Source organism: Alkalicella caledoniensis, from assembly GCF_014467015.1.
Classification (GTDB): Bacteria; Bacillota; Proteinivoracia; order Proteinivoracales; family Proteinivoracaceae; genus Alkalicella; species Alkalicella caledoniensis.
In genome coordinates, this window is record NZ_CP058559.1 from 191,142 (window position 1) to 213,593 (window position 22,452).

The 22,452-nt window shown below is 38.5% G+C and carries 15 protein-coding genes and 2 riboswitches; of the genes, 1 reads left to right on the forward strand and 14 read right to left on the reverse strand.

Features of this window, described 5'->3' with window-relative positions:
- Positions 1 to 367 precede the first annotated feature (367 nt).
- The 4 genes from HYG86_RS00965 to tdh form a co-directional block, all read right to left on the reverse strand.
- Positions 368 to 2,152, reverse strand: a complete 1,785-nt coding sequence (locus HYG86_RS00965; RefSeq protein WP_213167112.1) for a beta-propeller domain-containing protein — start codon at positions 2,150 to 2,152, stop codon at positions 368 to 370.
- 1,477 nt (positions 2,153 to 3,629) lie between these two features.
- Entirely contained in the window at positions 3,630 to 4,814 is a 1,185-nt protein-coding gene (locus HYG86_RS00970; RefSeq protein ID WP_213167113.1) for a glycine C-acetyltransferase, read from the reverse strand.
- A gap of 544 nt (positions 4,815 to 5,358) precedes the next feature.
- A complete protein-coding gene (locus tag HYG86_RS00975; RefSeq protein ID WP_213167114.1) occupies positions 5,359 to 5,739 on the reverse strand; it encodes a GxxExxY protein in 381 nt (126 codons plus the stop codon).
- 119 nt (positions 5,740 to 5,858) lie between these two features.
- On the reverse strand, positions 5,859 to 6,908 hold the full coding sequence (gene tdh, locus HYG86_RS00980; protein WP_213167115.1) for an L-threonine 3-dehydrogenase: 1,050 nt from the start codon (positions 6,906 to 6,908) through the stop codon (positions 5,859 to 5,861).
- Positions 6,909 to 7,157: 249 nt separating this feature from the next.
- On the opposite strand from tdh, the gene HYG86_RS00985 reads away from it, so the two are divergent.
- A complete protein-coding gene (locus HYG86_RS00985) occupies positions 7,158 to 7,397 on the forward strand; it encodes a hypothetical protein (protein WP_213167116.1) in 240 nt (79 codons plus the stop codon).
- Between the two features lie 903 nt (positions 7,398 to 8,300).
- On the opposite strand, the gene HYG86_RS00990 is transcribed toward HYG86_RS00985, so the two are convergent.
- From HYG86_RS00990 to HYG86_RS01035, 10 genes are all read right to left on the reverse strand, one after another.
- Positions 8,301 to 9,446: a M20 metallopeptidase family protein gene (locus HYG86_RS00990; RefSeq protein WP_213167117.1), complete on the reverse strand. Its 1,146-nt coding sequence runs from the start codon at positions 9,444 to 9,446 to the stop codon at positions 8,301 to 8,303.
- On the reverse strand, positions 9,430 to 10,638 hold the full coding sequence (locus HYG86_RS00995) for an aspartate aminotransferase family protein (protein ID WP_213167118.1): 1,209 nt from the start codon (positions 10,636 to 10,638) through the stop codon (positions 9,430 to 9,432). The genes HYG86_RS00990 and HYG86_RS00995 overlap by 17 nt, the downstream gene beginning before the upstream one ends.
- Before the next feature lie 12 nt (positions 10,639 to 10,650).
- Positions 10,651 to 11,364: a 2,3,4,5-tetrahydropyridine-2,6-dicarboxylate N-acetyltransferase gene (gene dapD / locus HYG86_RS01000; RefSeq protein WP_213167119.1), complete on the reverse strand. Its 714-nt coding sequence runs from the start codon at positions 11,362 to 11,364 to the stop codon at positions 10,651 to 10,653.
- Positions 11,365 to 11,538: 174 nt separating this feature from the next.
- Positions 11,539 to 12,303, reverse strand: coding sequence for a 4-hydroxy-tetrahydrodipicolinate reductase (gene dapB, locus HYG86_RS01005; protein WP_246451849.1), 765 nt, complete (start codon positions 12,301 to 12,303; stop codon positions 11,539 to 11,541).
- A gap of 12 nt (positions 12,304 to 12,315) precedes the next feature.
- Positions 12,316 to 13,191 carry a 4-hydroxy-tetrahydrodipicolinate synthase gene (dapA, locus tag HYG86_RS01010; RefSeq protein ID WP_213167120.1) on the reverse strand — a complete coding sequence of 292 codons (876 nt, stop codon included), beginning with the start codon at positions 13,189 to 13,191 and terminating at the stop codon, positions 12,316 to 12,318.
- A gap of 1 nt (position 13,192) precedes the next feature.
- On the reverse strand, positions 13,193 to 14,188 hold the full coding sequence (locus HYG86_RS01015; RefSeq protein WP_213167121.1) for an aspartate-semialdehyde dehydrogenase: 996 nt from the start codon (positions 14,186 to 14,188) through the stop codon (positions 13,193 to 13,195).
- A 317-nt stretch (positions 14,189 to 14,505) separates the two neighbouring features.
- Positions 14,506 to 15,360 (reverse strand): diaminopimelate epimerase, encoded by an 855-nt coding sequence (gene dapF, locus HYG86_RS01020; RefSeq protein WP_213167122.1) that lies wholly within the window; start codon positions 15,358 to 15,360, stop codon positions 14,506 to 14,508.
- A gap of 12 nt (positions 15,361 to 15,372) precedes the next feature.
- Entirely contained in the window at positions 15,373 to 16,578 is a 1,206-nt protein-coding gene (locus HYG86_RS01025) for an aspartate kinase (protein WP_213167123.1), read from the reverse strand.
- Positions 16,579 to 16,727: 149 nt separating this feature from the next.
- Positions 16,728 to 16,879, reverse strand: a riboswitch (Lysine riboswitch).
- A 1,222-nt stretch (positions 16,880 to 18,101) separates the two neighbouring features.
- Positions 18,102 to 19,457, reverse strand: a complete 1,356-nt coding sequence (gene mgtE, locus HYG86_RS01030; RefSeq protein WP_213167124.1) for a magnesium transporter — start codon at positions 19,455 to 19,457, stop codon at positions 18,102 to 18,104.
- A 231-nt stretch (positions 19,458 to 19,688) separates the two neighbouring features.
- Positions 19,689 to 19,856, reverse strand: a riboswitch (M-box (ykoK) riboswitch).
- A 34-nt stretch (positions 19,857 to 19,890) separates the two neighbouring features.
- Positions 19,891 to 22,437 carry a DnaB-like helicase C-terminal domain-containing protein gene (locus HYG86_RS01035; RefSeq protein ID WP_213167125.1) on the reverse strand — a complete coding sequence of 849 codons (2,547 nt, stop codon included), beginning with the start codon at positions 22,435 to 22,437 and terminating at the stop codon, positions 19,891 to 19,893.
- Positions 22,438 to 22,452: the final 15 nt, after the last annotated feature.

Below are 22,452 nucleotides of genomic sequence, written 5' to 3' on the forward strand. Positions count from 1 at the left end.
ACATGCTGGGTCAAGATAGCTCGTTATACTGTTACATGCTGGGTCAAATTTAGTTGTTAGTATTCAGAAAAGTTAAGTTATTATTTAATAGACCCAGCATGTTGCTTTAAGTGGAGTGTAGTTTGACCCAGCATGTTTACAGAATGACGAGGTTACGGTGAGCTAAATAATTCTTTTAAATCTGCCTCACACTATCTATCACTAAAATGCTCTACACTATATAAAATCTTAGTTATTAGGACCCTACTTACATATCTCTTGGTGTCAGATGGTGGTGGTTTTGTTGGTGTAGATGGTGGCGAAAGGTTTTAGAAATTTTTAAGGACCCTTTTCTCAACTTTGTTGTTGAGGGTAAGGGTCCTTTGTTTTATTTTAGGTTTATTTCTTTTATTAGTTGGTAGTCTTTGTTGTGGATTTGAATTGTTTGGTCGGAGATTGTGTAGATGTGTTCATCCACTGTTATTATTCGACGGATGTGATCTTTGTGGTTGCCGTGGTCGTAGTATCTTTCCATTTGCTGATTTGTCATGTGAGTTATTGTTGCTGCTAGGTCAAATCCTTTTTCTTTGTCTACGTTGTAGACATATGCTCCTATGAATTTAGGGAGCCCATATTGGTCGATGCGGTTGTTTGATGGGTCTGTTACTGAGATTGGGAATGATAAAACGTCGTTATGGTAGAGGATTGATTTATGATTGTGTAGGGCTTCTGAGTATGTTCCCCTTCCTCCTATAATCTCCACATGCTTCTCTTTAGGATTGTTCACATCACTTACATCAAAGATAGCCAGCTTTACCCCCAGTTCTATGGCTACTTCCCTTCCCCAGTTTGTCGCCACTGTTGTATCTCTTCCTATCCCTAGTAAATGGTTTTCATCTATGGGGTGGAGGTAGTTACTGAATCCAGGTATTTTTAGTTCACCTAATACTTTGGGAGCTCTTGGGTTTGATAGGTCAATGACAAATAAAGGGTCCACTAGTTCAAATGTTACCATATATCCTTTGTCACCCATAAATCGTGCGGAGTATATTCTCTCAGTTGGTGCAAGATTTTCTAGTTTACCTATGGTCTCTAAGTTTTTGTCTAAGATATAAAGGTTGTTAGTCATCTCTTCTCTGTCATATTGGGTGGTAGCTATTCTGAAGTTTCCTTTGTATTCATCCATGGAAAATTGGTTTAGAACGTGTCCGTTCACTTTTCCTTGGCCGGTGTTTTTAACTTTTGTGCCATCAATACTGAATTTGTGAACATGGGTTTCGTTAACTGTCGTTAATGCAATATATAGGTTTTCATGGGACATGTAGATGTTTTGGGCACTACCAAGGTAAGTTTCCACTTTTGCTTCTTCTTTAGGCTTTTTAATATCTAGAGCTACTATGTTTACGAAGCTAGATAGTTCCCCATCTGGGAAGTATTGTATATCAGTTAGGGGTTTTTGCTGGTACTTTTCTTTGTCTTTTGCTGTGTCTCTGTACATAGGTGCTGGATTTCCTTCAGGCTGGTCTAGGTAACCTAGGTGTTTACTTGTAACTAAATAAAGGTAGGAGTCTTTCTTTCTAGTTGATACTATACTGCCTTCTGTTTCTAGTTCTCTTTCTTTAGTCAGTTTGCCGTCTTTGTTATTGTATACTTGTATTATTGTGTTGTTATAGTAAAAAAAGCCTGGTATACCTATTTCCTTGTTAGATTCGTTTGAGTAGTTGTTTTTGTAACTAAGTACAACGATTTTGTCCCCTTCTAAGTACAGTTCAACTGGTAGGATGTCATCGTCTAGTTTTGTTTTACTTATGACTTTTGCTTCTTCAACTGGGTAGATTTTAGTTATAACTATGTTATTTTCTGATATTTGGTATAGGTATTTTCCGTCTGTTTTTATTATGTCCCCTTCGTCTATGCCATCTACTTGGACATTTGTGTCTGAGTAGTCTGGGGAGTCAGGGGCTCTTTGGGCTTCGTCAGTTGTTGTTTCTGGTTGTGGGCTGCCTAATTCTAGTCCATATCTTTTGTATTGCTGTTGTTGTACTAGTTTTTGGAGTTTTTGAAGGCTGTCGATTGTTGGTAGTTGTTTTTGTGTTGTGTTAGTTTCCACGGTACAACTTGTTAGTGTTGCAAGGATTATTGTGATAAGTATTAGGGTTAGTGTTTTTTTCATTTTTGTGTACCTCCCTTTTATGTTGAAAGCTTCTATGCTTATAGTATTAGACATGGTTATTGTTAGTAATGTTCCCATTTTTAGGATATTTATGATTGCTTGGGATTATTAGAAGATTAGTTCAAGGTCAAGGGAGCCTAACGCGGATTTTTAAGGGAGATTACGCGGATTACGCGGATTTGGGGGTGGGTGTGGAGGTCCTTTTTTTTATTGGCTACAGAAACGTCGTTCTACTGTAAACATGCTGGGTCTAAGGGCAGAGATTATTTTTGCTACATTCTGGGTCATATTATTTTTTTGGTTTTTGGTGTTGTGAGTGATCGGATTTTGCTTTCTATTTTCTGTGTTGTGGTTGTATTTGGTTTAGAAGAAACTTGTTTAATAGGTAAGCTTGCTGGGTCATGGGCTGGGCGGAAACTTCTATTTACTGATGCCATGCTGGGTCGAATCAGTAGATTACAACGAGGAAAAAATTCTGTTTTAATACCTGATTCGATAAAGTTTTGATTTTTTAAGTTAATTTTGTGGGTAGATTTTTTGGTTAAGACATTGCTGGGGTAAGTTTTGGGTGAGAATCCCACAGCTCAAATTCCAAATCATTTAAAAACCTGCCTCACACTAACTTTCACTAAAGAGCTCAACACTATATAAAATCTTAGTAATTAAGACCTGCGTTACTTTGCTTTTGGTGTCAGATGGTGAGGTTTTGGTTGGTGTAGATGGTGGTGGTTGTTTATAGATCCAGCATGTAGCTTTAAGTGGAGTGTGATTTGACCCAGCATGCTACAGAATGTGGAGGTTACGGTGAGCTAAATAATTCTTTATAATGCCTACCTCACACTATCTATCACTAAATGGCTTTACACTATATAAAATCTTAGTAATTAAGACCTGCCTTACTTTGCTTTTGGTGTCAGATAGTGAGGTTTTGGTTGGTGTAGATGGTGATGGTTGTTTTATAGACCCAGCATATAGCTATAGGTGGAGTACAATTTGACCCAGCATGTTACAGAATGTCGTGGTTACGGTGAGCTAAATAATTCTTTAAAATGCATACCTCACACTATCTATCACTAAAGAGCTCAACACTATATAAAATCTTAGTAATTAGACCTACCTTACTTTGCTATTGGTGTCAGATGATGAGGTTTTGGTTGGTGTAGATGGTGAAGGTGTTCTAATAGACCCAGCATGTTGCTTAAAGTGGAGTGTAATTTGACCCAGCATGTTACAGAATGTGGAGGTTACGGTGAGCTAAATAATTCTTTAAAATGCCTACCTCACACTATCTTTCACTAAAAGGCTCTACACTATATTAAATCTTAGTAATTTAGACCTACCTTACTTTGCTTTTGGTGTCAGATGGTGTGGTTTTGGTTGGTGTAGATGGTGATGGTGTTCTAATAGACCCAGCATGCAGCTATATAAGCGGGAATTTTTATTTTTACAAAAAAGGAGCGCCTGATGGCGCTCCCCTTTAGATTATTTCCATTTCTTGTCCTACTTGTTTGAAAACCTTAACTGCTTGGTCTAGTTGTTCTTTGGTGTGTGCTGCTGTCACCATACAACGTACCCTTCCAGTCCCCTTTGGTACTGTTGGGAATACAATGCCTGAAACGAATACTCCGTTTTCTAGGAGTTTGCGGCTGAAATCCATGGTTTTCCCTTCGTTACCGATGATTACTGGGGTTATAGGAGTTTCACTTTTACCTAGGTCAAAACCTAGTTTTCCTAGTTCTTGTTTGAAGTATCTAGCATTATCCCAAAGGCGATCTGTGTATTCCCTTGTGGACATAAGTAAGTTTACTGCTTCTATTATAGGAGCTACTGCTGCAGGTGGTAAGGATGTACTAAATAGTAATGGTCTTCCCCTATGGCTTAACCATTCTTTCATGGTATGGCTTCCTGCTACGTAGCCTCCTATTACACCGATTGCTTTTGATAGGGTTCCGATGGTGAAGTCTACTCTGCCGTGTAGGCCAAAGTGGTCAACTGTTCCCCTACCGTTTTCTCCTAATACCCCTGATCCGTGAGCATCATCAACGTATGTTAAGGCGTTATATTTTTCTGCCAAGGCTACGATTTCTGGTAGTGGAGCGATGTCTCCATCCATGCTGAATACTCCATCAGTTATTATAAGTACGTTTCTGTACTGATCTCTTTTTTCTTTTAGCACTGATTCTAAGCTTTCCATGTCTGCATGCTTGTAAACAGTTTTGTCAGCTTTACTTAGTCTGCAGCCATCGATAATACTTGCATGGTTTAGTTCATCTGATATGATTAGGTCACCTTTTTCTACGATTGCTTGGATTGTTCCTGCGTTACAGTTGAAGCCTGATTGGAACACCATTACTGCTTCTTCTCTTTTGAATTGTGCTAGGACTTTTTCCATTTCTTCGTGTAGGTCCATGTTTCCTACTATTGTTCTTACTGCTCCTGCTCCTACGCCGTATTTTTCTATGGCGCGTGTTGCGGCATCTTTTAGTTTTGGGTGACTGGCAAAGCCAAGATAGTTGTTTGAGGATAGGTTTATTACTTTTTTGCCGTTTAGGGTTATTTCTGCTTCGTTTGGTCCTTCTAGTATTGGTAGTTTGCGGTAAACCCCTGTGTCTTTTAGTTCTTGGATTTTTTCTTGTAGGAATGTTAGTTCATGAATGTTCATTTTGTGATTCCTCCCTAATGAAATATTATATATAACCTAAAGTTGTAGCTTTATTTTAGGCTTAGTACACTGAAAGATTAAATTCAAAAAATTGAACGCGGAACACAATCTGTTTTGTTTTGATTATTTTGACTGTCCTCTTTTTGGGTTTTAATAGTATCTTTTATAACTTAATTATCAGTAGTTACTATTGTAGATTTTCACACTATTATTATCCATCTTAAAATCAAATGGTTAGTAGTTGTGGTTGAGAATTACACGGTTTGTTGAGATAGTTTTGCGATTGGGTACACTGTAATTCAAAAAATTGAACACGGAACAAAATCTGTTTTGTTTCTGATTGTTTTGAATGTCCTTTTTTTGGTTTAAATTATAAAGTATCTTTTGCTTTTTAATACTGTAATATCTTTTGTTTAGTTCTTAACTGGTATAAAAGCTTTATTTAAAAAGTGTTAGTAAGGCTTTTGATGAGAACTTCACGGTTTATCGGGTATGTTTTGTGGGTCTTCACGGTTCATTTGGTATGTTTTGTGGGACTTCTTATTTATCTCTTTTCATCCATGGTATTTATAAATCTTTTAAAGGAAAGGTCGCTTTCACCGAAATTGAAGATTAACCCCACATCTGTTTTTGATGCTTTTAAGTAGTTCAAAACTTGCTGTTTATGATCTTGGGACAATTTAGATACAGCTTTTATTTCCACAATTACCTTTTCATCAACAAAAATGTCTGCAAAATAAAATCCTACACTTTCTCCCTTATAATAAACATCTAGTTTTGCCTCGCTTATATGAGGAATTCTTCTTTTCTCCAGCTCTTTTATGAGAGCATTGTGGTAAATGCTTTCATAAAAGCCGTGCCCTAGCGTTTTGTGTACTTCATACGCACATTTTATTATTTGACTGGTTAATTCTTGATATAACACATTAACCTCCCTATAAACATTTGCAATCCGCATTTTTCTGATCTACTTAGTGATTAATCTTTTCCTGTCCACTGACTGCTTTCAACTTTCCACCTTCCAACTTTCCAACTCCTATCCCCTTACTCCTTATTCGGATATAGTACTACTTTTCCGCAGTTACCGGAGTTCATTAGGTCGAAGCCGGTTTTGAAGTCTTCTAGGGGTAGGCGGTGGGTTATTACTGGTTCTAGGTTAAGTTTGCCTGATTGGATTAGGCCTTTTACTTGGTACCATGTTTCGTACATTTTTCTGCCTACTATTCCTTGGATTGTTATTCCTTTAAATACTACGTCGTTTGCAATATCTATGGTTACATCTTTACTTGGTATGCCAAGTAGAGATACTCTTCCGCCTAGTTTTACATATTTTAAAGACTGGTTTAGGGCTATGCCACTTCCTGACATTTCTGCTACTACGTCAACGCCCAAACCATCTGTTTCTTCAAGTATTCTTTGTATGGGGTCTTCTTTTAATGGGTTGATGACTACATCAGCTCCCAGTTCTTTGGCTAGGTTTAGCCTGTATTCGTTTACTTCCACAGCTATTACTTTTGATGCTCCCACCGCTTTGGCCACTGTTACTCCAAATATTCCTATGGGGCCACACCCTACAACAGCTATGGTTTTTCCAGCTGTCTCACCGGCCAGGATGGTTTGAACTGCGTTGCCAAGGGGTTCTTGTATACATAGTAGTCCAGGGTCTACATCTTTTGAGTTTACCCATGCATTTGTGGCTGGCATGGCTACGTACTCGGCAAATGTTCCATCTATATCCACACCAAATATCTTGGTGTCTTTACAGAGGTGACCTTGACCTGTTCTACATAGCTCACATACTTCACATATTATGTGAGTCTCTGCTGATACTATGTCACCTATTTTAATGTTTGTTACGTCACTACCTAACTCTACTACTTCACCTGCAAATTCGTGTCCCATTACGTAGGGTGGTTTGATGCGTTTTTGTGACCACTCATCCCAGTTGTAGATATGAGCGTCTGTTCCACAAATACAAGTTGCAAGGACTTTTACTAGTATGTCTCTAGGGCCTATTTGGGGTATTGGTTTTTGTGCAAGCTCTGCACCTGCTTTTGACTCCCTTTTCATTACCACTTTCATCTGTTTTTCCAAGGTAAATACCTCCTTGACTTTTTATTAGGCATTGTATTTATTCAACACAAGTTGTCTAAATCCCTTCATTATTCTATTTATTTTTAATGTTGTATAATTATGTGTTTTATTTCACTTTTGTGAATTTGGTGGGTGAGGTTGTATGAGAATTTTGGGGGATTAAGGTCAAATAAGCCTAACGCGGATTTTCAAGGGAGATTACGCGGATTACGCGGATTTTGGGGTGGGTGTGGGGGTCCTTCTTTTTTATTGGCTACAGAAACGTCGACTTGTTGCTACATGCTGGGTCTAATGGCAGGGATTCCTACTGCTACATGCTGGGTCTTTATTTCTTTTGTTTTTGGTGTTGTGGTTATTTTGGTTTTGTTTTCTATATTAGTTTTTGGGGTTGTATTTGGTTTAACGGAAACAGGTTTAATAGGTAATCATGCTGGGTCATGGGCTGGGCGGAAACGTCGACTTGGTGATACCATGCTGGGTCGTAAGTAGACAGTAGTCAGGAATAGTAAACTTCTTTAGTTTCAACACGGAAGAAATTCTGTTTATAATAACTTATTTGATAAGCTTTTGATTTGTTAAGTTAATTTTGTGGGTAGGTTTTTGGTTAAGACATTGCTGGGGTAAGCCTTGGGTGAGAATTTCATGGTTTTAACTCCAAAACATTTAAAAACCTACCTCACACTAACTTTCACTAAAATGCACTACACTATATAAAATCTTAGTAATTAAGACCTGACTTACTTTGCTTTTGGTGGCACATGGTGTGGTTTTGGTTGGTGCAGATGGTGGTGGTTGTTTTTATAGACCCAGCATGTTGCTTTCAGTGGAGTGTAGGTTGACCCAGCATGTTTACAGAATGTCGAGGTTACGGTGAGCTAAAGAATTTCTTTAAAAAATGCTTCACACTATCTTTCACTAAAGGGCTCTACACTATATAAAAGCTTAGTAATTAAGTTCTTTAATTTCAACGCGGAGGAATATCTGTTTTTTTCATATCTGATTTCATAACCCTAGCTGGTTTGTGGGGAGTTTTTTGGTTAAAAATCTTAGTAATTAGACCTGATTAACATTGCTTTTGGTGTCAGATGGTGTGGTTTTGGTGGTGTAGATGGTGGTGGTTGTTTTATAAACCCTACTTACATAGCTTTTGGTGTCAGATGGTGTGGTTTTGGTTGGTGTGGATGGTGGTGGTTGTTTTATAGACCCTACTTACATAGCTTTTGGTGTCAGATGGTGTAGTTTTTATTGGTGTGTATGGTGTCAAAATGTTTTAGTGATGAACTCCATAGTGGAGTTAGTGGTAGTTTTAATTTTTAGCCTAAAGCTAACTGCGAACTGCTAACTGCGATGTATTCTAAAAAAACTAAGCCTCAGACTTCGAGGCTTAGTTTTTTAAAATACATCCATCTGTTCGCAGATTGAGATGTAGGTTTTTACTCCTTCTAGGAGTATTTTTTCGTTGTAGTTGAAGTAACAGCTGTGTAGAGGGTGAGTGTAGCCTTGCTGCGTGTTTTTTGAGCCTAGGAACATGAAAAGGCCAGGGATCTCTTGTTGGTAGAATGCGAAGTCCTCTGCTAGCATTACTGGTTTTACGAATTCTATTTGATTTCTTTCTAAGCTTTTTAGGGCTGTTTCAAATAGGTTTTCATCGTTTAGTACAGGTGGATAGAAGTCACGGATTTCCATTTCTATGTTTACGTCATACATTTCTTCTAGACCTTTGTTTATGCTGTCCATTTTTGATTTTATTAGGTTGTAGTATTCAGGGTTAAATGCCCTTATGGTTCCATTTAGCTCTATTTTGTTTGCTATTATGTTTCTGGCCTCTCCACCTTTAACTGAACCCAGTGTTAATATGGCTGGTTCTAGGGGGTCTAGGTTGCGACTGACTATGGATTGGTATGACATAACTAGGTTACTTGCAGCAACTAATGCATCGCTTCCTTTATGGGGCATGGCTCCATGGCTGCTTCTACCTTTTACTAGTATATCAACTTCTCCATTTTGAGCCATTAGGGGTCCTTTCCCTAGACCAATTTTTCCTTCATCAAGGTTAGGGAAGATGTGTATGCCAAATATGGCTTCTACGTTATGACGTTTGAGTATTCCCTCTTCTATTATGGTTTTAGCTCCCCCAGGTCCTTCTTCCGCTGGTTGAAATATAAATACTAGGTTTCTGTTTAGGTCTTCGAACTGTGCCATGTATTTTGCAAGTCCTAGTAGCATGGTCATGTGTCCATCATGGCCACAGGCGTGCATTTGTCCTGGGTGCTTGGAAGTGTAGTCAACACCTGTTTCTTCTGTTACCATAAGGGCATCCATGTCTGCACGGAATGCTATGGCTGTATCACTCATCCCATGTTTTACTGCCACTATGCCTGTTTGGGCAACTTCTTCAAATTGGTAACCGTATTTAGACAAGTATTCCGTAATTATTGCTTGAGTTTTTGGGAGATCAAATGATATCTCTGGGACTTGGTGTAGCCTTCTTCTGATTGTTGTTAGTTCATTTAAAAAATCATTATTTAACTGAATCATGGCAATTCTCCAATCCTCTAATTATATTTTTGAATTCCCTTAAAAACTCATTAATTTCTAGATATGTTATTGTCAAAGCTGGCAATAATCTTATAACTGTTCCGCTGGTTACATTTAAAAGCAGCCCGTGGGCAATGGCCTTGGTTTTGATTTCGTTGGCTTGTTGACCAACCTCTATACCTATGATAAAACCTCTGCCCCGGATATCTTTTATGACATGGGGATATCCTTGTTGCATTTCTTTTAGTTTTTCTACAAGATAAGTGCTTTTCGCTTTTACTTCCTTTAAGAAATTTTCTTTGGTTATTGTGTTAAGGATGGATTCACCAACTGCACATGCCATCGGGTTTCCACCAAATGTACTGCCATGATCCCCTGGAACTAGTACTTTTTCTAGGTGCTGACCTACAAGCATGGCCCCTATTGGCAGTCCGCCCCCTAGGGATTTTGCCAGTGTTACTACATCAGGGGAAAATCCATACTTTTCGTATGCAAAGAGGTCCCCTGCCCTACCTAGTCCAGTCTGGATTTCATCCACCACTATTAGGAAGTTGTGTTTTTTAGAAAGCAATAGCAATTCATCAATAAAGGCTTGGGAAACTTCACGGATACCCCCCTCACCTTGGATTATCTCTAGGAAAAATCCGCAGGTTTTATCGGATACTTGGCTTCTTAGTTCCTCGATGCTATTGAATTCAATGTGCTTTACATGAGGTATTACTGGTGCAAAGCTTTCCTTGTATTTATCTTGCCCAGTTAATGTCATTCCACCGAAGGTTCTTCCGTGAAATGAGTTATAGAAGGAAAGTATCTCTACCTTGTCTTCGCTAATAGATTTACCATATTTTTTTACTAGCTTTAAAGCTCCCTCGTTTGCTTCCGTACCGGAGTTTGCAAAGAATACCTTAGAGGCAAAGCTGTTTTCCACAAGGAGTTTTGCTAGATTTACAACGGGTTCACTTACAAAAAAGTTCGAAAGATGTATATAGTTTTCAAGCTGCTTAGTAATGGCTTCTTTTATTTCTGTTTTACCGTGTCCTAGGTTGTTTACGGCGATTCCGCTGAACATATCTAGATATTTGTTCCCTTGGTCATCGTAAAGGTATGAACCTTCACCTTTTACTATGTGAAGGTTCATTCTATTGTAGAGGTTTAAAATACACTCTTTATCGTGGGAAAATATATTTTCCATTTAACCACATCCTTATTTTCTTAGGTCGTCAAGGATTTGAGTTTTTTCTGCTGTTTTTTCGTCTTTATCTTTGATTACTCTTGCCGGTGATCCTGCAACCACTGTATTTGGGGGTACATCTTGTGTAACCATGGCTCCAGCTGCAACCACTGCACCTTTACCAACTCTAACACCTTCTAGCACTACTGCATTTGCACCTACTAAAACATCATCTTCAATGATAACTGGGGTTTTGCTAGGTGGCTCTAGCACTCCTGCTATAACTGCTCCTGCGCCGATGTGAGCGTTTTTACCTATTGTAGCCCTGGCACCTAGTACGGCGTTCATGTCTATCATTGTGCCTTCCCCAATTTCAGCTCCGATGTTTATGACGGCGCCCATCATTATTACAGCGTTTTTACCTATACTAACTCTATCTCTTATGATGGCACCTGGCTCTATACGAGCTTCAATTCCTGTTAGGTCTAGTAGTGGTATAGCTGAGTTTCTACGGTCATTTTCTAGTACGTAGTCTTGGATTTGATCTTTGTGATCTATTATTAGTTGGTTTATTGCACTGATATCTCCAAACACTGTGCGTGAGTTTCCTTCGCCAAATACCTGAAGGCCGGAAAAATCGATGTTATCTAGTTCTCCTTTTATATATAGTTTCACTGGTGTTACTTTCTTTGCTTCTTTTATAAAGCGTGCTATTGCATAAGCATCTGTTAAGTTTTCGTTATTCATTATTCTCTTCCTTCCATTTTAAAAATTTTGAGAGTTATAGCCACTGATTGGTACACAGGTAAAAACCATCTCTCGTTATTTTTGTGGGTCCGGACAGGTACGGAGCCCTGTCCCTACAGTATATGGGTAATTTCTTTGGGCTTTTTTCTAGCCTAACTCCTAACTCCTAACTCCTTACAAATTATATATATCGTCCATTGTGTAGTAGCCTTTTGGTTTTTTTACAAGGACTTTGCTAGCCCTTAGGGCATCGTGGGCAAATAGGTCTTTTGATAATGCTGTATGTTTTATTTCAATAATCTCTTGCTCTCCTGCAAAGATTACTGTATGCTCACCTGATATGGACCCACCCCTTACGGTGTGGATACCTATTTCGTTTTCATTTCTTAGGCAGTCTGTTCCTACACGGCCGAAGTTGAACTCCATTGAGTCATCTAGAGCTTGATTTATGGTGTTGGCTAAGAGGTATGCTGTACCACTAGGTGCATCAATCTTTTTGTTGTGGTGTTTTTCAACTATTTCCACATCAAATCCATCGCTGAGAACCCTTGAGTATTGACGAAGTATACTGTTAAGTATGTTTATTCCTAAGGACATATTAGGTGAGTATAGCAGCGGGATTTTCTTAGCTGCTCTTTTTATCAGGTCCATGTGGTTTTCAGTAAGGCCTGTTGTAGCAATTACCGTGGGTACTTTCTTTTCAGTTGCGTATTCTATTAGTGCCTCTAAGTTTGAGTAGTGGGAAAAGTCGATTATGAGGTCAATTTCACCTTGAAACTCATAGGCGTTTTTGAATACTGGAAATTGGTTTTCATATTTTGTTGGGTCTTTGTCTACTCCAAAGACTAGTTCGAATTCTTGGGACTCTAATAAATGTCTACATAGGATTTGCCCCATTTTCCCATTTGCGCCGTAGACTACAGTTTTTATAGGTGTCAAATTTATCACTCCTTAGTCTACTAAACCAAAAGGCTTTAACTCATTTTTTAGGATTACTTTAGTTTGTTCTTCCATTTCTGTTAGTGGTAATCTAAGATTTCCTACCTCCATGCCCATCATGTTCATGGCAGCTTTTACAGGGATAGGATTTACTTCGATAAATAGTGAGTTTATAAGGTTTAGCATTTTTAGTTGAAGTTCTAAGGACTTTTGTGTCTGACCTTCTAAAAATAGATATACCATGTCATGGGTTTCCTTTGGTAGTATGTTAGCTACTACAGATATAACTCCAACACCACCTAGGGATAAAGTTGGTACGATTTGATCATCGTTACCAGATAAAATAGCGAAGTCCTTTGAACAAAGATTAGCTATTTTAGCAACTTGGCTTATATCACCACTGGCCTCTTTTATACCCACTATGTTTTTGTGTTCTTCCAATGTAGCCACTGTTTCTGGGTTTATGTTTACACCGGTTCTACCTGGTACGTTGTATAGTATTATAGGTATGTTTACTGCATCTGCTATGGCAATAAAATGTGTTAGCAACCCCTTTTGAGTAGCTTTGTTATAGTAGGGTGTTACTACAAGTAACCCATCGGCACCAACTTGCTCTGCAAAGATGCTCATGTCAATGGCTTCCTTAGTATCATTCCCACCAGTTCCAGCGATAACTGGTATTCTTTTGGCAGTCTTTTCTACTGCGAAGGCTATGACTTGTTTTTTTTCTTCCTTTGATAGTGTTGGTGATTCACCTGTTGTTCCACAGATTATTATGGCATCGGTACTTTGTTCAACGTGCCAGTTAATTAATTCCTCTAGTTTTTGATAGTTCACCTGATTTTTATGAAATGGTGTTACTATTGCTACTCCTGATCCTTTAAACATTTTATCCCATCCTTTTTAGTAATAATTCAGCTATTTGAACTGTGTTAGTTGCAGCACCTTTTCTTATGTTGTCGGCTACAACCCAAAGATTTAAACCATTTTCTAAACTATAATCTCTCCTTATTCTGCCTACATAGATATCATCTGTTCCATGAGCGTTGATGGCCATAGGGTAGCTGTTATTTTCCGGGTCATCCACCACTTTTATTCCATGGCTATTTTTTAGTAACTCCACTGCTTTTTGTATCTCAAAGTCTTTCTCAAGTTCTAGGTTGACCGAGATGCTGTGACAATTTTCCACTGGGACCCTTACCGTTGTGGCAGTTATCTTTAGTGATTGATCACCTAGGATTTTTTTTGTTTCTTCTATCATTTTTATCTCTTCTTTTGTATAACCATTTTCTAAAAATACATCTATATGTGGCAAGCAGTTATTGGCGATGGGATGTGGGTAGTTTGTAGGTGCTTCTCCCTTTAATCCCCTATGCAGATCTTCTATTCCTGCCATGCCAGATCCAGAGACTGCCTGATATGTTGAGTAGACAATACGTTTAATTTTGTATTTGTCATGGAGCACTTTCAGTGGCACAACTGCTTGAATTGTACTACAGTTAGGATTAGCTATAATCCCCTTGTGCCATGAAACATCATCTTCATTAACTTCAGGGACTATGAGGGGTACGTCATTTTCCATTCGCCATGCGCTGCTGTTGTCCACAACGATTATACCTTTATTTTTTGCCATAGGGGCAAACTTTCTGCTGATGTTTCCACCTGCGGAAAATAGGGCTATATCAATATTTTTGTCAAAGGAGTTTTCGTTTAGTACTTCAACTGTATATTCTTTTCCCATGAATTGTATTTTTGCGCCCTTTGATTTTTCTGAGGCAAAGAAGTATATGTTATCCACTGGGAACTGTCTTTCTTCTAGAATTTTGATGAATGTGGTTCCCACCATTCCAGTGGCGCCTATGATGGCAAGGTTTGCTTTTTTCATTGTGATTCACCTCCGTTATGGCTCGTTTCGTGGGTCTGCCAACGCTGAAGCATTGGCTACAATTGGTTGGGGTGTGTACCTAGTGTGTTAGAGGGATCCTTATAGACAATCAGTTGTAGCCCATCCCTTTAGGGTGGGGGTCTTGGGTTGGTTTGTTCTGTGGGTCTACCAACGCTGAAGCATTGGCTACAATTGGTTGGGGTGTGGGACCTAGTGTGTTAGAGGGATCCTTATAGACAATCAGTTGTAGCCCATCCCTTTAGGGTGGGGGTCTTGGGTTGGTTTGTTCTGTGGGTCTGCCAACGCTGAAGCATTGGCTACAATTGGTTGGGGTGTGGGTGATTATATTCTCCTCTACAGATTAGTTGTGCTGGGCCTGTCATGTAGATTCCCTTTTGTTTTTGCTCAATTGTTAGTGTGCCACCTGGCACTTGCACATTTACATTTCTTGTTGTGTGTCCTAAAAGTGAGGTAATAATCGCTGCTGCTGCTGATCCTGTTCCACAGGATAGGGTTTTTCCTACTCCCCGTTCATATGTTTTTACTTTTATATTTTCTTTGTCTAGTATTTCAGTAAAGTTTACATTAATTCTTTTGGGAAACATACTGTGAGTTTCTATTAGTTTGCCATAATGGCCAATATCTATTTGTTCTAAGTTTTCAACAATAATCACGGCATGGAGTGTACCCATTGTTAGTATGGACATGTTAAAGTTTTGGTTTTCCACAGTGAATATTTGGTTTATATATTCTTTTATATCGACATCTAATATTACATCCTGTGGCTCTAGGTTAAAGTATGGCTTTCCCATATTTATGGAAACACTATTAGCTTTATTCTCCAAATGTGTTAATTTCACCTTCATTATTCCCGCTAAAGTTTCAACTTTAAAGTCTGTTGAGTCAACTATTTTGTTATCGAATACATATTTTGCAAAGCAGCGAATTCCATTTCCACACATGGGTGCTAAGCTTCCATCAGAATTATAAAAGTCCATTTTAACGTGAGCAACTTCTGATTTTTCCACAATCATCATGCCATCTGCTCCGATTCCGAAGTTGCGATGACATACTTTTTGGGCGAGTTCCATCTTGTTATTATATTTATTTTCTATTCCGTTAAAGATTATGAAGTCATTGCCAGTGCCGTGATATTTTTCGAAGTATAGCATGGTACTTACCCCCTATAGGTTAAATGTTTGGGTTATTGCGTCGATCGCCCTTTGTTTGTACTGGGTATTTATAGTATATGAAATACTGATCTCAGATGTGGTAACTTGTTTGAATTCTATTTCATTTTCTGCAAAAAGCTCAAATATTTTTGCTGCTATACCTGATTGTGTACGCATACCCATGCCCACAACTGACACTTTTGAGATGTTGCTGGCCTTTTGTAGCTCGATACAAGGGAATTTTTCTTTTAGTTCATTTAGTACTTGGTCAACTGTATATAGATCGTCCGTGGATGTTGTAAACGAGATATTTACATAACCTTCCATGGGCGATGTTTGACTTATCATATCTACTAGTACTTCTGCGCTTGCTAATTTTGTGAAGACATGGGCTATGTTTGCAGGTGAGTATGGTACCTGGTTTAGGGTTACCATTAGTACGTTGTCACTTATTGACAGTCCTGTTATGCTTCGCTGTTCCACTTTTTCATCATACTCCTTTATATATGTTCCTACTGTATCCTCAAGACTTGACGCTACATAGATTGGCACTCCATAGCGGTGTCCTATTTCCACTGATCTTGTTTCCATTACTTTAGCTCCTAGGTGTGCCATTTCTTTCATTTCTTCGTAGTTTATGACATCTAACTTTTTGGCATTTTTGCAAACCCTGGGATCTACTGAATATATTCCGTCCACATCTGTATAGATTTCACAGGGGCAGCCTAGTTTAGCTGCTAGGGCTACAGCTGTTGTATCACTTCCTCCCCTTCCTAGTGTGGTTATATCTCCACTTTCGTTTAATCCTTGGAAACCTGCAACTACAACAATTTTTCCTTCTTCTAGGTGTTTGTTTACTTTATCTATATCTATATCGAGAATTTTGTTTTTTGTGTGGGTTCCTTCGGTTTTTATACCTGCTTGAAAGCCTGTAAGGGATATGGATGGATAGCCAAGTTCGTTTAATATCATTGAGAGAAGGGATATGGATATTTGTTCTCCTGTGGACATGAGCATGTCTAATTCTCTTTTTGAGGGGTTTTTGCTGGCTTCTTTTGCTATGTTTATTAGTTGATTTGTTGTTTTCCCCATGGCAGACACTACTACTACCACTTTGTTACCTTTTTGGATCTCCTTTATTATTCTCTCAGCGATTAAACGCATTTTTTCTATTGTTTCTACTGATGAGCCTCCGTATTTTTGGACTATTGTGGACAAGATGTGTGCCTCCTTTAAGTTGTTTTGCTTTAGGGTTTGGCCTACTAGCTCTTTTTTGTGTTTTACAAGCAATTTTTTCCAGGTATTAAAAATAGCCATGAGCAAAAGGCTCATGGCTATATGTATGTATACAGCTTCCTTTTGCCCCAACGCGAGAAAGTGCTCCATTAGAAAATTGGGCAATCTTCTAATGACAGGACTATATCTATTAAATATAGCCCCAATACTTTAAGTATTTCGGCGACTGTCCCTTTCACCAATTGCTTGGTTACTATTTACATATCGCACCCCTTTAACGCATTGTTTAGTTATTAAGTTGTTGGTATTAACATTAGCATAGTTTTTTTGTGTAGTCAATTGTTTTTTTGTGGGGGGATTAAAGTTCAAGGGAGCCTAACGCGGATTTTTAATGGAGATTACGCGGATTACGCGGATTTTTGGGTGGGTGTGGGGGTCTTTTTTTATTGGCTACGGAAACTTCTACTTGTTGCTACATGCTGGGTCTAAGGGCAGGGATTTCTGCTGCTACATGCTGGGTCTTATTTTTTTAGGTTTTTTGGTATGTGGGTAGTTATGATTTTGTTTTCTACTTTTAGTATTGTGGTTGTATTTAGTTTAACGGAAACGTGTTTTATAAGTAATTATGCTGGGTCAAGGGCCTGGGCGGAAACGTCTATATTCTGTAAGCATGCTGGGTCGGGAATCTTATTTAAAATTGACATTTGTTATTTCTTTTGGACCCAGCATGTAGCACTTAGTGTAGTGTAGTTTGACCCAGCATGTTTACAGAATGTGGAGGTTACGGTGAGCTAATTATTGTCTTCGACCCTACTTACATAACTCTTGGTGAAAATTGGTGGATGTTTTTGTTGGTGACGATGGTGCAGAAGGTTTTGGTGTTTTAGTGTAATTAGCATAGAGGCTCTTAGTGAAGTTAGTGACAAGTTTCTAAATTTCAAAACATGCCTCACACTATCTTTCACTAAAATGCTCTGCACTATATAAAATCTTAGTAATAAAGATCCCACCTTATTTATTGGACCCAGCATGTAGCATTTAGTGGAGTGCAGTTTGACCCAGCATGTTTACAGTATGAGGAAGCTAATGATTGTCTTCGACCCTACTTACATAGCTCTTGGTGCATATTGGTGTGATTTTTGTTGGTGACGATGGTGTCCGATGGCTTAAACGCTTAGGTTAATACATGCTGGGATACATATGTATGAGAATCTCGCGGTTTAATACATAAGGTCAAATTTCTATTGTAAACCTGCTCCACACTATCCTTCACTAAAGGGCTCAACACTATATAAAAACTTAGTAATTAAGACCCCACTTCCATAGCTCTTGGTGTAAATTGGTGCATGTTTTTGTTGGTGTCAGATGGTGTCAGATGGTGTCAGATGGTTTTATTGTTTTAGTGTCAATTAGTATAGAGACATTTAGTGGAGTTAGTGGCTAGATTTTTATTCTTTAAATGCGAATGCGATGTTTTAAAACAAAAAACCCGACTTTCGTCGGGTTTACATTAGTTTATCCATGAAAATTGTTGCGATGTAGAAGTATATCATAAGGCCTGTTACGTCTTTTATTGTTGTTACAAATGGTCCTGCTGTAACTGCTGGATCTATTCCTCTTTTGGTGAAGAAGATTGGTATTATTGTTCCAATGGTTGTGGCTAGAATTACTGTACACACCATTGATATACCCACAACAAAACCTAGTAGTGGTGACCCTTGCCACAGGGTTGCTGCTATGGAAACAGTTATACCACATATAATACCCATAAGAATTCCAACTTTAATTTCTTTGAAGAAGTATTTGAACATGACACTTTCTGGTATCTCTCCTGTGGCAACACCACGGACAAATACTGTTGAACTTTGTGCACCTACATTTCCACCCATATCCATTATAACTGGCATGAAAAAGGCTAGGGCAACAACTGCATCGATGGTTTCCTCGAAGAATGAAATAATACTTCCTGAAAAAAGGCCACCAAGTAGACATATTATCAGCCAAGGTAATCTTGTTTTTGCTATGGATACTACAGTTGCATCAATCAAAGAAGAACCTTCTACTTCAGATGCACCAACTAAGTGTAGGATGTCCTCTGTTGTTTCTTCTTCTATTACGTCCATGACATCGTCAACTGTGATTATACCTAATAGCTTATTTCCTTCATCTACAACTGGTACCGCTAGAAAGTTATATTTTTGGACTAAGTGAGCAACCTCTTCTTGATCAGTATTGGCCTGAACACTTAGTACTGTTGTTCTCATTATTTCACTTAACACTTCTTCATCTTGTGAGACAATAAGTTCCCTTAAAGAAACAACGCCAGCTAGTTTGTCATTTTCATCAACTGTGTAAAGGTAGTAAACAGTTTCAGCTGATGGAGCTACTTCCCGTAGCTTTGTTATTGCTTCTTTTACAGTTATAGTTTCTTTAAATGATATAAACTCGGTGGTCATGATACCACCAGCAGAGTCTTTTGGGTATTCTAGAAGGCCTTTTACTTCCTCTTGATCATCTTTTTGCATATAGCTAATAATACCTTCGGCAATATCATCATCTAGTTCTCCTAAAAGGTCAGTCATGTCATCGTAAGGCATTTCAGATAACATGTCAGCAGCAATCTTCGGAGAAAGTAGGGCAACTGCTTTTGCTGATTCTTCTAATTCCATCTCTCCTAGTATGAGAGCTGCCTCTTCGTTGTTAAGCAGGCTAAAGACTTCTATGGTTTCCTCTTTGGATAGACGATAGATCTGTTCCGCAAGGTCTTGGGGTAGTAGGTCGTCTAGTATATCCGTTCGTTCTTTGTCTCTTATTCTTAAGTAGCGTATGATTTTTTCCCATGCTGATTTTTCCATTACCATATTGCTCACCCCTTTGTGGTTAATGCAGGACAACTCTAATGAGTTATTAGTTTTTAATTGTTAGTTTCCAGTTATTAGTTTTTGCTTATTAGTTTATAATTATTAGTTTGTGTGTATTTAGCTCCGGTCACCAAGGCTGAAGCCATGGCTACAATTGAAATAACTAATTAAAAATGCCTTCCTCATTTTATAATGAGGAAGGCATGTTAAGGGCACACAAAAAAGCCAGGCTGCCTACCTCATACGTTTGAGTTTCAGCACTATATGACGTAGAGTTTTCACTCAGCTGTGTTAAGCATGCCTTATTTCGGCAAGTGCCTGTTCTACCCATTGGTGTCTCTAGACATTTCTGGGCAACAGCCTATGTTCATATAGTAGCCTCACCTAACGAGGTGTCCTATTTACAGTTTAACATTTAATAAGTGTTTGTCAACTACCTTGGGGCACTTTTTTCCAGCGACTCCCCTTGGGGATCTATATAGCGTAGGTATCTGTCATCGAAGATAAGTGTGGCAGTACCTGTTTTACCAGTCCTGTTTTTTGCTATTATTACCTCTACTTCGTTTTCTCTACCTTCTGCTTTAGCCTCTTCGAAGGCCTCAAGGTTTTGTCTAGCATGACGGTATAAAAATACTATCATATCGGCAAATTCCTCGATGTTACCAGACTCCCTTAGGTCAGATACCTGGGGTCTTTTATCCTGTCGTGAGGAGTAGTTACGATTTATCTGTGAAAGAAGTATGATAGGTACATCTAGTTCTGATGCAAGGTTTCTTAGTTGAAGTACTATATCTCCAACTGCCCTTGCTGTAGTTGTATTTCCACCCTCAGGAATTGCGATTGTTTGAAGGTAGTCGATTACAACAAGGCCTAGACCACCCATTTGTGCTTTCATTCTTCTAAGCCTAGCACGAATCTGGGATACGTTTATACCCCTTTCGTCACTTATTCTTAGGGGCAGGTTGTATAGCAAGTTTAGTTTTTCCGAAAACTCGTAGAATTCTTTGTCGCTAAGGTTACCCTGTTCATATGCCTGATTATCAATCATTAACTCACCTATGATAAGCCTGTCCATAATCTCTTGGGCACTCATCTCAAGACTTACAAAGGCCACTGGTAGGTTTCTTTTTATAACGTTTCTTACCATACTAAGACTGAAAGCTGTTTTACCTGTAGATGTGGCAGCTGCTAGTATGATAAGATGTTTATTTTTAAAACCATTTGTTAGATCATCCAGTGACATGTATCCCGTCAATAGACCCCTAGACACTAGACCTTCTTTTCTTTTTACGTACTCTTCTAGTCTATTTGCTAGAAGTTCGTTAATGTCGAAGATGGTTTTTGATGAGTTGTTTATATCTGTTGCTTGGAAGATTTTTTCTTGGGCTTGGGATGAGATGCTGTCTATGGTTTCTTCGTTGTCTTCATTGGTTATCATTTCCCCTATATCTTCTACAGCTGTAAATAGCTTGCGTTTTAGATACAGGTTTTTCATTATCTCAATTGTCTTACCTATTTCATTTACTGGTGGAGCATTTGATGTCAGACGAGTGAACAAATTGTTTATGTTATCTAGGGAATCGTCCTTTAGTAAGTCGAGGTATAATTGGGTTCTTGATACCTCACCATTTGTTTGGTACTGCTTAAGGATGTTTTCATAGATATATTTGTTATTTTGTTTATAGAAGAATTCAGGTAGTAAAACGTCTGCAACATCGTCTATTTTTGCTGGATTTTCTATGAGTATGCCCAGTACTTGTTCTTCAACGAAGTTGTTGTGGGGTGCATTTTCTCTTTGCTTTTTAGTGGCTAATTGTAAATACTCTTTTACTTGGGAGATTGGTTTAGACCAGCGATTTGCAAGATATGTCACCAAGTCTTGTACTATCATCATGTCATAGACATTTGTAGCTACATAATCCTTTGCCAAGCTATATTCTTTTTCTACGGTGCTTTGCTCATTTAGCAAATGTTTTAAGATGAAGAAATCTGCACTAACTGTTTTTTCCATTATTTCTTGAATACCAGCTTTACCTTGGGCTTTTAAGACATCATTCATATCTTTAAAGGGGTATTCTGGTACTGCAACCCTTACATCTAAGGTAGGGTCTTCTTCCATGAGAAGCTTTTTGTTTTTTTCTACACTTTTAAGTCCCGTCGGGTCATTGTCTGGTACTAGTACTATGGTTTTCCGGCTTTTTAGTTCTTTTGCCTTGCACAGTTTTGCGATTATTTTGGCTTGTTGTTCTGTAAGTGAGTCTCTCATTACACCTACGGCACTTTTAAATCCAGCTTCCCAAAGACTAATAACGTCAAAGTAGCCTTCAAGTACATATAGTGTGTCCTCTAGCTCTCTCCTGGCCTGATATAGGTTATATAGGAGTTCCCCTTTGTTGAAGATCTCATCGTTTCTTGAGTTTTTGTATTTTGGTTCCACACCTTCATCTAAAAATCTGTTACTAAAGCCTACAACTTTACCCATGCCATCATGTATAGGTATAACTATGGCGTTATTTGACTCACTATAGCCTAGTTGGAAGGCTTCAAGGGCTTCTAAGGAAAAGCCTCTACCTTTTAGATAGGATTTACCGGTGTTTTCTGTGGATACCATTTTCTCTTTAGTAGTATCTAACTGTTTTTGGTTTTGTTGTATCTTAGCTTGTTTCTGTCTGTATAGTGCTGGGTCTATGGAGTTAACTTTTATACCTGCTTTTTCTCCAAGGAATTCCATGGCTTCGTTAAAGTCGTAATTGTAATAGTCTTTAACAAAGTCTAATACTCCCCCTCCTGCTTTACAACCGAAACAATAAAAACTTTGGGTTTCGTCATATACAGTTAAGGAGGGAGTATCTTTATCGTTGTGCAATACACATTTACCTTGGTGAAGGGTGCCTTTTTTTTGTAGTTTAGTGTATTGGCCTATAAAATCCACTATATTTACTTTATCTTTTATTTCATTTAGTAATGCTTCATAGTTCAATTAGTCTCCCCCTCC

What these genes read in the sequence shown, in the direction of transcription:
- HYG86_RS00965 (WP_213167112.1), bottom strand. Translation starts at nt 2,152, where the DNA reads ATGAAAAAAACACTAACCCTAATACTTATCACAATAATCCTTGCAACA.
- HYG86_RS00970 (WP_213167113.1), bottom strand. Translation starts at nt 4,814, where the DNA reads ATGAACATTCATGAACTAACATTCCTACAAGAAAAAATCCAAGAACTA.
- HYG86_RS00990 (WP_213167117.1), bottom strand. Translation starts at nt 9,446, where the DNA reads ATGATTCAGTTAAATAATGATTTTTTAAATGAACTAACAACAATCAGA.
- HYG86_RS00995 (WP_213167118.1), bottom strand. Translation starts at nt 10,638, where the DNA reads ATGGAAAATATATTTTCCCACGATAAAGAGTGTATTTTAAACCTCTAC.
- dapD (WP_213167119.1), bottom strand. Translation starts at nt 11,364, where the DNA reads ATGAATAACGAAAACTTAACAGATGCTTATGCAATAGCACGCTTTATA.
- dapA (WP_213167120.1), bottom strand. Translation starts at nt 13,191, where the DNA reads ATGTTTAAAGGATCAGGAGTAGCAATAGTAACACCATTTCATAAAAAT.
- HYG86_RS01015 (WP_213167121.1), bottom strand. Translation starts at nt 14,188, where the DNA reads ATGAAAAAAGCAAACCTTGCCATCATAGGCGCCACTGGAATGGTGGGA.
- dapF (WP_213167122.1), bottom strand. Translation starts at nt 15,360, where the DNA reads ATGCTATACTTCGAAAAATATCACGGCACTGGCAATGACTTCATAATC.
- mgtE (WP_213167124.1), bottom strand. Translation starts at nt 19,457, where the DNA reads ATGGTAATGGAAAAATCAGCATGGGAAAAAATCATACGCTACTTAAGA.